Genomic DNA, 9117 nt, shown 5'->3' on the forward strand with positions numbered 1-9117 from the left:
GGCAAAATATATGCTGCCAGCTAACAAAAAAAAGAATGAGTGAACTGCCATGAGTGCCATACATAAACTTTTCAACCGCAATCTCCTGACCCGCTTCGTCGCTGGTCTCGGTGCGGTTCCCCAGCGTATTCGCGACGCACGCGAAGAGCGCAAGCCCGCTATCCATCCATCCTTCATGGACGATTTCGGCGCCTAGTAGGACAATTGGCGAGTCAACCGGCTCGTCTGCCCCCGCGATTACGTCCTCCAATATCATTTCAGTTGATATCTGATGGGAAGCCGCCAGCGACTTCTGATCAAGTTGCGGCGGCAAATTCCTTCCGGAACCAGATCCGGTCAACGGGCCGGCCTCCGGCATGCCCGCTGACCCTGCCGAATTCGACATATCCAAGCTTCGGATAAAAATCCGGGGCCTGGGTCGAGAGCGTGTCGACGCAGGCCGCGACCGCGGCGCGGCGGCGCCCTTCCTCTTCCGCCGCCGCCATCAGCTTCCGGCCGATGCCGCTGAGACGCAGCGATTCAGCGACCCACAGATTGCCGATGAAAAGAACCGAGAAGGAAACGGACGCCGTTATTCCGGCGATAAGCCCCCCGTTCTCCCGCCAAACGATGGCGAAGGCCTCGCGTCTGATCTCAGCGCTCTCGTTGAAGGCGTTCAGGCCATCGGAAATCGCGGTGGCGATCTCGGACGGGACGGGATCGAGCGTTTCGAACATTGCTTCCTCGTCGTTGGTGGTCGCCATATGATAGTGAGCCGTCGGTTCCGATCCAGCCATTTCGGCTTTTAAGGTCGGCGGACGTCCTCCGGGTTCAAGCTCCAACGCATGCGCCCCTTAGATTTTTTTCTTGCTACGCATGCGCCTGTCTTTTCCGCCGTAATAGCTTCACAATCAACCGACAGAAAGCTGTTCCGGGAAACGACAACCAAGGAATGAAAACATGGCGCCGATCTATACCAGAACTGTCCTGATGACCGCCCTTCTGGCGCTGCCGCTCGCCGCCGCAGCGCCCGCCTTCGCGCAGGAGGCAAAACCGCGCGAGCCGGTGATTTCGGTGACCGGCGATGGCGAATCGTCCGTCGCTCCCGATATGGCCGTCGTCAATCTCGCCGTCGTCAAACAGGCGAAAACCGCCCGCGAAGCGCTCGACGAAAACAACAAGGCGATGAACGACGTGCTTGCCGCGCTGAAGAGCGGCGGCATCGCCGAGCGCGACCTGCAGACCTCAGGCTTTTCCATCCAGCCGCAGTACAATTATCCGCAGCCGGTCGACGGCCAGCAGCAGCAGCCGCAACTGATCGGCTACCAGACCATCAATTCGGTCACCGTCAGGCTGCGCGATCTCGCCAAGCTCGGCGCGGTGATCGACCAGTCCGTCACCCTCGGCATCAACCAGGGCGGCGAAATCCAGTTCACCAACGACAAGCCGGACGCAGCGATCGAAGAGGCACGCAAGAATGCGGTCGCCGATGCCGTCAAGAGGGCGAAGACGCTGAGCGAAGCCGCCGGCGTCAAGCTCGGCCGCATCCTCGAGATCAACGAGAATGTGCCGCGCGCAATGCCGCAGCCGGTCTATCGCGCCACGATGATGAAGGAGGCCTCCGACGCTGCCGTTCCCGTCCAGGGCGGCGAGAACAATTACAATGTCAGCGTCACCGTGACCTTCGCCATCGAGCAGTAAAATGAAAGCGCCGCGTGTCTTTCCAGACGCGCGGCGCTCAGACTGCCGACAAAGTCGGCCAATTACCCTTTCGCCATGCTCGGGCTTGTGCCCCAAGCATTTGCCTCGGTTGATCCTCGGCACAAGGCCACTGCTGTCCGGTTCGCGCCGGCGACTGCCGCTCACCCCTCCCCAACCCCTCCCCACAAGGGCGAGGGGCTAGCCTGCGGCACTGTCGCACTTCGACCGCACTCGCTGTTGCGTTAATCGCGTGGCGAGGCGGCGCGGCAGGTTAAGCCCCTCCCCCTTGTGGGGAGGGGTTGGGGAGGGGTCTTGGATTCATACACAAGACCCACGATGACGCCGGAGGAAAGAGCGCAGTCAAACCGAGCGCAAAAAGAATCCGACAAAAAGAAAACCGCCCTTGCCGATCCGGGGAGACTGGCAAAGGCGGTTGTGGCCGCCGCATCGGGGAGACGAGGCGGTATTCTGTTTGATATCAGCGGCGCAGGGCGGGGCAACCGCGCACATTGCCGAAGCTCATTTCACCGGGACCACGACGCGTCCAGCCCTGGACGATCACGCGACGCGGCGTGATATCGACGACCCTGGCGCGACGAAAGCCGTAATCGCGAGCGAGGTTTTCGGCGAGCTGCGGATTGCAGCCGCGCGACGGCCGGTCGCGGCCCGGCGGGCGGCGGTAATCTTGCGGCGGACCACGGTCCGGCTCGCCAATAATGATATTCAACTGAGCGGCGGCCGGGACCACCGTGCCGGCAAGAGTACCGGCTGTCAGCATGACGGCAAGACCCGCCTTTGCCAGAAACTGCATCATCGAAAAACCTTTCGTTTGAAAGTCGGTGCGGTCGAGCCGCCCTCCACTACTCCGCATGACGCCGAAGCGTCATTTGAGAATCACTCATACAGGTCAGAGAAGAGACGGCTGAAAGTGTCACCGTCAAGGCAAAAACGGGCGGCAAGCGCCGCATCGGCGCTTGCCGCGGAGTCCTCAGCGCCGGATCAGCGGGCAGCCGCGGACATTCGCGAAGGTGATCCTGTCCCAGCCGCGGCGGTCGCGCCCGGCAACGACGACGACCCGCGGCGACATGCGGGTGACATGGGCTCTCCGCAGGCCGAAATCACGCGCTTTGCGCACCGCGTGCATCGGCGAGCAGCCGCGGATCGGACGATGGTATTGCGCCTCGACGATATAGCTCGTCTGCGGTCCGGCGGCGGCGGCCGTGGAAACAGTGGCCGGAATGGTGCAGAGGGCGAGCAGAGCGGCAAGCGAAGCCTTGGTCAGGAAATGCGTCATGTTGTGTCTCCGTCGATTGAATTCCAAGCTCTCCCTTCAGGGATTGTCTCGACAGTAGACCCAGCAAACTGAATGGGGTTCGAACCGGGCATTCAGTTTGCATTCACAAGAGCATGATGCCGAAAAGTGTAAGCGGTTTTCGGACGACATCATGCTCTCCTTCTTCGATCTAGATCCGGATGATGATCGGGATCTGGCATTCAACGATTTCAGGTGCAGAGATGCAGCACGATTTCGCGCCGGTGCGGCCGGTCGCGATGTTCGAAAAGATAAAGCCCCTGCCAGGTGCCGAGCATCAAACGCCCCCTGGCGACGGGAATGCCGATCGAGACCTGCGTCAGCGCCGCCTTGATATGCGCCGGCATGTCGTCCGGCCCCTCGGCCCTGTGCACGATCCAGCCCATGTCGGGATCGGAGGCCGGCGGCACGAGGCGGCGGAAGAAGGCGAGAAGATCGGTGCGCACATCGGGATCGGCATTTTCCTGGATCAGCAGCGAACAGGATGTGTGGCGCACGAAGACGGTGAGAAACCCCTCTTCCCGCCCCGATGCGTTGACGAAGGCCTCCGCCTGGTCGGTGAATTCGTAAAGGCCCTGTCCGCGTGTGGACAAGGTGAGGATCGTCTGGGCCAAGGCGTTCTCCTGCTTCGAGATGACATCTCGCGGGAGTTGGCGCGCCGTGACGGCCAAGTCAATGCTTGCCTCACGCAAGTCTACACGCGCTCTGGCAAAGCGGCATCAAAGCCTGAGCAGTGTCTCGAAGCCGCCGTAGATCATCCGCTTGCCGTCGAACGGCATTTGCCACTGATCGCCCTTGAGCCTGGCATCGGCCATCACCTTGGCATTGATATCGTCGCGCTCCTGGCGCGAGCCGTAGACGATCCAGGAAAACACCACCACCTCTTCCTCCTTCGCCTGCACGGCGCGGGGAAAGGAGGTCAATTCGCCATAGGGCACGTCGTCGCCGATACATTCGACATATTCGAGCGCGCCATATTCCTTCCAGATCGAGCCGGCGAAGGTCGAGAATTCCTTGTAGGCCTCGATATTCTCTTTCGGCACCGCGACGATGAAACCGTCGACATAGGACATTGCGCTTCTCCTCCACCTGCCCTCGTTAGCGGGAGAGATAGGAGGGCGGTCGAACAGGTCCAGGGATGAAGCGGTCGACCGCCTTTTTCATCTGTGATTTGCGCCAGAGTCGATCGTTCATTCAATTCGTGAGGTTTGACCCCGATCCGGTTTTCGGCTCTACCGACTTTGCAGAACAATCCTTCAAGTAAGCATCGGGCGGGACACCATGATTAGAGCGGTCCTTTTTGATCTTGACGAGACCCTCATCGACAAGACCGCTACCGTCCTCACCTTCCTGCCGCTCCAATATCAGCGGTTTCGTCTTGGCGAGCACGGCGTCGACGAACAGCGCTACATCGCTGAATTCCTGCAGCTGGAGAAGGCCGGCCTGGTAAGGAAGCGCGATCTTTATCCGCGCCTGGCGGAGACATTCGGTCTTCCAGCCGAGCTTGCAGCAGCCCTCTTCCACGACTTCGAGACAGTATATCCCGGCATGGCTGTTCCCATGTCAGGGGCAAAACAGACCATTTCGGCGCTGAAGCAATATGGCGCTCTGGTCGGCGTCGTCAGCAATGGCGAAGGCAATGTTCAGCGACCGAAAATCGCGGCGGCGGGACTGAACGAAGGGCTCGACCTGGTGGTCATTTCAGGAGATGTCGGCCTTCGTAAACCGGCACGGGAAATTTTCGAGCTGGCTGCTGGCCGTCTCGACCTGCCCGTCGACAACTGTCTCTTCGTCGGCGACAATCCCGAGGCCGATATTCTGGGAGCAGACAGCGCGGGCATGCATGCCGTCTATTTCGGCCCGAAAAACGCCTGGCCCGCTTCGCTGCCCTCGCCGCGGTATCGAATAGAGTTGCTGCCACAGCTGATCGCCCTTGTCCGCGACCTGAACGCACCCACCGAGACTTGACAGCGACGAAGCGCCCACTCCGAAAGGCGACGGCCATGCATCTGGCTGCGGCCTGATAGCCTTGCCCGACGCTTTCCGTCTATACCGCTTTGAGAAGCTCGCCCGTTATCCGCGTCAGCCAATCACGGCCCATTGACCAGCTTGAGGATGAGCTGCTGGATATTGCCGCCATCACCCATTTCGATCTTGTCGAAGTCGCGGCCGCGCTGGCGCTGTCTTTGGGAGATCTCGCCGAGCCGGCGGGTCAGCTCGATCCTGATCTTCTTGCAATCGGGATCGTCGGCAACGGTGAGGCCGATGCTTGTCGCCTCGATCTCCTTGACCATCTCCTTGATGGTCTCGCCATGCACCCGCTCATGCGCCTGCACACCTGATATGAAGGCCTCCCAGTTGCTCTTCACGGCGGCTGGCAGCTCAGCAGATGGTTTCGGCAGCGTATAGCTGATGATGAGCTTCGGCCGATTGGTCACGATAACGCAGGCATTTCCCTGCGGTTCGTATTTCCTGGTCCAGGTCAGCTTGAACGTCGTATGCGCGATTGCCCGGCCGAAGCCGCCCGCTTTCGGCCCACGCTCGCCGATCGAAGCATAGAGCCCGGCCCCCGACGTGCCTGATATCGAATAGGGCCGCACCTCTTCGACCGCCTGCCACTCGGCCAGCGCCACGGCCGGCACCGACGTGAAAATCGCAGCAAGCACACAGGATAGAAAATTTGTCGTCACGCGCGGCTCCGCCGAATGATGTTTGGGCCGAACCTAACGGGAGCGGTCACCGCTTTCAACGCGTCATACATGCGCTAGCCCTGCAGCGTCTTGACCTTGGTGAGATCCGGGAAGAGCCGCATCCACAGCAGCACGACGACGATCGTGCCGAGCCCGCCGACAACGCCTGTGGCGACGGGCCCGAGGGCTGCCGCCATCATGCCGGATTCAAATTCGCCGAGCTGGTTGGAGGTGCCGATGAACAGCGAGTTGACGGCGCTGACGCGGCCTCGCATCTCGTCGGGCGTCAGAAGCTGCACCAGCGAGCTGCGCACGACGACGCTCACCGTATCGGACGCGCCGATGACGAACAATGCCAGCACGGAAAGCGCGATGTTGGTGGAGAGCGAGAAGACAATGGTGGCGACGCCGAACACGGCGACGGCGGCGAGCATCTTGCGTCCGACATTGCTGCTCAGTGGCCGGCGGGCGAGCACGATAGACATGGCGAGGGCGCCGACCGCCGGGGCCGCGCGCAGAAAACCGAGGCCCCAGGGACCGGCATGCAGGATATCGCTGGCGAACATCGGCAGCAGCGCCGTCGCGCCGCCGAGCAGCACTGCGAAGAGATCGAGCGAGATCGTGCCGAGCATGACCGGCCGGCTGCGGATGAAGGAGACGCCGGCAAAGACCGAGGCGAGCGTCACCGGCTCACGCTTGGCGGGGCTCCATTGCATGCGGATCGAGATGACGTTGAAGCTTGCGACGGCAAAGAGCAGCGCCGCTATAGCAAAAGGCGCGACGGGGTGGAGACCATAAAGCAGGCCGCCGAGCGAGGGGCCGATGATCATCGCCGTCTGCATCAACGAGGTCGAGGTTGCGACCGCCTTCTGCAACATCGAGGCCGGCACGATGTTCGGCAGCAGCGCCGCCATGGTCGGGCGCTCGAAGGCGACGACGGCGCCGAGCACGGTGACGGCGGCAAGGATGCCGGCCGGCGTCAGCCATTGCTGCCAGGTTGCAACCGCCAGCACCAGCGCCGTCACCGCCTCGATCACCTGGCAGACAAGCCCGATGCGCCGCCGGTCGAACCGGTCGGCGACATGGCCGACGACGAAGGTCAGCACCGCCATCGGCAAAAACTGGCACAAGCCGACGAGGCCGAGCGCAAAGGCGCTGTGCGTCTGCTCGTAGATCATCCAGCCCATGGCGATGCCAATGGACTGGAAGGAAAGCGAGGAAAAGACGCGGGAGGCAGCGAAGTTCAGATAGCCGGGGTGGCGAAGAACGCTCCCCGGGCTTTGGGATATGTCCATTGCGATGTCACCGGCCGGCCAAGGCTGCGCCGGCCTTTATGAGAGTTTTCAAGGTCGGAGCGGTGTTCTGCCCGAATGGATGAATTGTCAATCGCAATGAACTGGTGTCAACGGATTGTGTGATACCTCTCACCGCGGTTCCCGGAAGATGCTGAGATAGCCAGGATCGAATTCGGCGATTTCCTGCAGGCGTTCCCAGTCGACGATGGTGATCGTCCGGTTCTCCCATATGAACACGCCCTCGCGCCTCAGCGCCTGCAATGTCTTGTTGAGGTGGACGACGGAGACGCCGAGCACATCGGCCATTTCGATCTGCGTCAACGGAAACTGGAAGCTCGCGCCCCGCGTCCGCTTCACCACCTGCAGCCGCACGAAGAGTTCGCAGACGAGATGGGCGATATGGGAACGCTTGGAGCGCCGGCCCATGGCGACGATCCACTCGCGGTGGATGGCGCCATCGACCAGCGTATCGAGCCAGAGCAGCCGGGTCAGATGCGGCATTCGCTCGGTGATCGCCTTGAGATCAGCGTGATCGGCGAAGGCGACATGACAGGACGACAGCGCGACGATGCCGTGATCCATCTTCTTGATCGGGAAAGCATGCAGATCGACGAAATCGCCGGCGACATGCAGCGCGGTGATCTGGCGGCTGCCATCGGCCATCACCTTATAGCGCGCCGCAAAACCATCGAGCAGCAGCGTGCTGTAGCCCGGTCGGCTCCCTTCGGAGACGAGATCCTCCCCGGCAGCAAAATACCTGTCTTTGACGATGATCGCTCTGAGATGGCTTTCCTCTTCGGCCGACAGCACATCGCGGCTTCCGAGGTTCAGCAGCAGGGATTCAATCACGGTCTTGCCCGCCGATATCGCTGGAGCCCGACCGATTTTCGCTGCGACCCATATTTTCTATAAGAATCAATGCCTAGCCTCTGGAACAATTGTCTTCATCTGTGATTTCTCCCTGTGACGCGCAGGGAAAAAACATGGCTCGCTACTATTTCGATCTACACAACGGGGAAGGTCCCACGCGCGATGAGCACGGCACCGAGCTCAGATCTCGTGAAGACATTCCGAAAGAAGTGACCCGCATCCTGCTGGATGTGGCCCGCGACGAACTGCCCGCGGGTGATCGCATGACCATCGCCATCACGGTTCGTGACGAGAGCGGCGATCCGGTCACGGTTGCCAGCCTCGTCTTCAACAATGAATGGCTCGACGTCTTACGATAGCGGTCGCCGTTTAAGGGCTGCCGCCGGTCACTCCTACGCATCAATCCGACTCGGTCGTTGGCGCGACGCTAAGACCCGCCTTCATAGCCAGCAATTAAATTTGACATAGTCTTTTGATTGCTTTGGCTCGAGCGACCGGCATTCACAGCTTGGCGTGCCTATCGTGGCTGTTTCGCAATTTCTTCGAGAATCAGCCGGATTTCCGCGAGAGGGCGCCGGCTTTCATCGAAGAGCTCCACCGACATCATGTTCAGAGGTGCTGCCGGCAGGCCTTCGGTGGCCATCTCCGCCAAGACGCGCCGTGCCTCCGCTTTCGCAGCTTCGATGGATTCAAAATCATATGCCGTCTCGGTCGTCCCGGCGCCATCACGATCGAAGAGCTGAAAATAGAATTTTGGCACGACACATCTCCCCGCTAGATGATCCTAACGGTCCGGCGGCAAACATGTTCCGCCGGAACGGGTTCAATGTCATGCGTGACGTCAGAAGGCGCCGGCTTCCGGAGAGGCCATCTCCTCGATGCCGTCGACACGGTCGGGATAGAAGGCGAGATGGTCCTTGATGCTGCTGACCGCGGCATTCGGGGCCTCGTAGGTCCAGACGGCATTCTTCGAGCGCTCGCCGCCCGGAATGATGCTGTAATAGGAGGCGTCACCCTTATAGGGGCAATGGCTGCTATGGTCGGTGCGCTGAAGCAGCGACATGTCCACATCCCTGCGCGGAATATATTGCACCGGCGGATAGGAGGCCTCGCACAGAGTCAGCGCATCGCGCGTATCGGCAATCGTCTTGCCGCCGAGCGTGACGACGACGCGGGAGGGATTGTGCTCGACGGTGATCGGATGATCCGGCCCCGGAATCTTGAACGACTTGTCTGACATCGGGTTCGTCTCCAGAAGCTATCGATCGCC

14 protein-coding genes are annotated in these 9117 nt (G+C 60.9%); 4 read left to right on the forward strand and 10 right to left on the reverse strand.

All coding sequences use genetic code 11. The features are described from left to right. The first annotated feature begins 49 nt into the window (after nucleotides 1–49). Nucleotides 50–196 (forward strand): hypothetical protein, encoded by a 147-nt coding sequence (locus tag A6U98_RS37195; protein WP_003561157.1) that lies wholly within the window; start codon nucleotides 50–52, stop codon nucleotides 194–196. Nucleotides 197–296: 100 nt separating this feature from the next. On the opposite strand, the gene A6U98_RS18245 is transcribed toward A6U98_RS37195, so the two are convergent. Next, nucleotides 297–743: a GNAT family N-acetyltransferase gene (locus A6U98_RS18245; protein ID WP_082933940.1), complete on the reverse strand. Its 447-nt coding sequence runs from the start codon at nucleotides 741–743 to the stop codon at nucleotides 297–299. A 196-nt stretch (nucleotides 744–939) separates the two neighbouring features. On the opposite strand from A6U98_RS18245, the gene A6U98_RS18250 reads away from it, so the two are divergent. Then, nucleotides 940–1680, forward strand: a complete 741-nt coding sequence (locus tag A6U98_RS18250) for an SIMPL domain-containing protein (RefSeq protein WP_064651870.1) — start codon at nucleotides 940–942, stop codon at nucleotides 1678–1680. A 478-nt stretch (nucleotides 1681–2158) separates the two neighbouring features. Here A6U98_RS18250 and A6U98_RS18255 read toward each other — a convergent pair whose 3' ends face one another. From A6U98_RS18255 to A6U98_RS18270, 4 genes are all read right to left on the reverse strand, one after another. Then, on the reverse strand, nucleotides 2159–2494 hold the full coding sequence (locus tag A6U98_RS18255; RefSeq protein ID WP_064651871.1) for a hypothetical protein: 336 nt from the start codon (nucleotides 2492–2494) through the stop codon (nucleotides 2159–2161). Nucleotides 2495–2668: 174 nt separating this feature from the next. Next, the gene (locus tag A6U98_RS18260; RefSeq protein WP_064651872.1) at nucleotides 2669–2974 is read right to left on the reverse strand and encodes a hypothetical protein; all 306 of its coding nucleotides are present in this window, start codon (nucleotides 2972–2974) and stop codon (nucleotides 2669–2671) included. 209 nt (nucleotides 2975–3183) lie between these two features. After that, on the reverse strand, nucleotides 3184–3606 hold the full coding sequence (locus tag A6U98_RS18265) for a secondary thiamine-phosphate synthase enzyme YjbQ (RefSeq protein ID WP_064652272.1): 423 nt from the start codon (nucleotides 3604–3606) through the stop codon (nucleotides 3184–3186). A 105-nt stretch (nucleotides 3607–3711) separates the two neighbouring features. Next, nucleotides 3712–4065, reverse strand: coding sequence for a DUF1428 family protein (locus tag A6U98_RS18270; protein WP_064651873.1), 354 nt, complete (start codon nucleotides 4063–4065; stop codon nucleotides 3712–3714). A 208-nt stretch (nucleotides 4066–4273) separates the two neighbouring features. Between A6U98_RS18270 and A6U98_RS18275 the strand changes: the two genes are divergently transcribed. Further along, nucleotides 4274–4960 carry an HAD family hydrolase gene (locus tag A6U98_RS18275; protein ID WP_064651874.1) on the forward strand — a complete coding sequence of 229 codons (687 nt, stop codon included), beginning with the start codon at nucleotides 4274–4276 and terminating at the stop codon, nucleotides 4958–4960. Nucleotides 4961–5082: 122 nt separating this feature from the next. Here the strand turns inward: A6U98_RS18275 and A6U98_RS18280 are convergent, their stop codons facing one another. The 3 genes from A6U98_RS18280 to A6U98_RS18290 all read right to left on the reverse strand — a co-directional run bounded on the left by A6U98_RS18280 (nucleotide 5083) and on the right by A6U98_RS18290 (nucleotide 7826). Beyond that, a complete protein-coding gene (locus tag A6U98_RS18280) occupies nucleotides 5083–5682 on the reverse strand; it encodes a DUF922 domain-containing Zn-dependent protease (RefSeq protein ID WP_064651875.1) in 600 nt (199 codons plus the stop codon). 74 nt (nucleotides 5683–5756) lie between these two features. Then, nucleotides 5757–6977 (reverse strand): MFS transporter, encoded by a 1221-nt coding sequence (locus A6U98_RS18285; RefSeq protein ID WP_064651876.1) that lies wholly within the window; start codon nucleotides 6975–6977, stop codon nucleotides 5757–5759. Between the two features lie 129 nt (nucleotides 6978–7106). Beyond that, a complete protein-coding gene (locus tag A6U98_RS18290) occupies nucleotides 7107–7826 on the reverse strand; it encodes a Crp/Fnr family transcriptional regulator (RefSeq protein ID WP_064651877.1) in 720 nt (239 codons plus the stop codon). A 134-nt stretch (nucleotides 7827–7960) separates the two neighbouring features. Here A6U98_RS18290 and A6U98_RS18295 point away from each other — a divergent pair, with 134 nt between their 5' ends. Beyond that, the gene (locus A6U98_RS18295; RefSeq protein ID WP_064651878.1) at nucleotides 7961–8206 is read left to right on the forward strand and encodes a hypothetical protein; all 246 of its coding nucleotides are present in this window, start codon (nucleotides 7961–7963) and stop codon (nucleotides 8204–8206) included. Nucleotides 8207–8364: 158 nt separating this feature from the next. Here the strand turns inward: A6U98_RS18295 and A6U98_RS18300 are convergent, their stop codons facing one another. Beyond that, nucleotides 8365–8607, reverse strand: a complete 243-nt coding sequence (locus A6U98_RS18300; RefSeq protein ID WP_018242968.1) for a hypothetical protein — start codon at nucleotides 8605–8607, stop codon at nucleotides 8365–8367. An 81-nt stretch (nucleotides 8608–8688) separates the two neighbouring features. Further along, nucleotides 8689–9087: a DUF427 domain-containing protein gene (locus A6U98_RS18305; RefSeq protein ID WP_003541590.1), complete on the reverse strand. Its 399-nt coding sequence runs from the start codon at nucleotides 9085–9087 to the stop codon at nucleotides 8689–8691. Nucleotides 9088–9117: the final 30 nt, after the last annotated feature.

Origin of the sequence: Rhizobium sp. WYCCWR10014, assembly GCF_001657485.1 — a bacterium.
In the GTDB taxonomy this organism is placed as follows: domain Bacteria; phylum Pseudomonadota; class Alphaproteobacteria; order Rhizobiales; family Rhizobiaceae; genus Rhizobium.

Coding starts and splice junctions, on each gene's coding strand:
- A6U98_RS37195 (WP_003561157.1), top strand. CDS start 50: ATGAGTGCCATACATAAACTTTTCAACCGCAATCTCCTGACCCGCTTC.
- A6U98_RS18245 (WP_082933940.1), bottom strand. CDS start 743: ATGGCGACCACCAACGACGAGGAAGCAATGTTCGAAACGCTCGATCCC.
- A6U98_RS18250 (WP_064651870.1), top strand. CDS start 940: ATGGCGCCGATCTATACCAGAACTGTCCTGATGACCGCCCTTCTGGCG.
- A6U98_RS18255 (WP_064651871.1), bottom strand. CDS start 2,494: ATGATGCAGTTTCTGGCAAAGGCGGGTCTTGCCGTCATGCTGACAGCC.
- A6U98_RS18260 (WP_064651872.1), bottom strand. CDS start 2,974: ATGACGCATTTCCTGACCAAGGCTTCGCTTGCCGCTCTGCTCGCCCTC.
- A6U98_RS18270 (WP_064651873.1), bottom strand. CDS start 4,065: ATGTCCTATGTCGACGGTTTCATCGTCGCGGTGCCGAAAGAGAATATC.
- A6U98_RS18275 (WP_064651874.1), top strand. CDS start 4,274: ATGATTAGAGCGGTCCTTTTTGATCTTGACGAGACCCTCATCGACAAG.
- A6U98_RS18285 (WP_064651876.1), bottom strand. CDS start 6,977: ATGGACATATCCCAAAGCCCGGGGAGCGTTCTTCGCCACCCCGGCTAT.
- A6U98_RS18295 (WP_064651878.1), top strand. CDS start 7,961: ATGGCTCGCTACTATTTCGATCTACACAACGGGGAAGGTCCCACGCGC.
- A6U98_RS18305 (WP_003541590.1), bottom strand. CDS start 9,087: ATGTCAGACAAGTCGTTCAAGATTCCGGGGCCGGATCATCCGATCACC.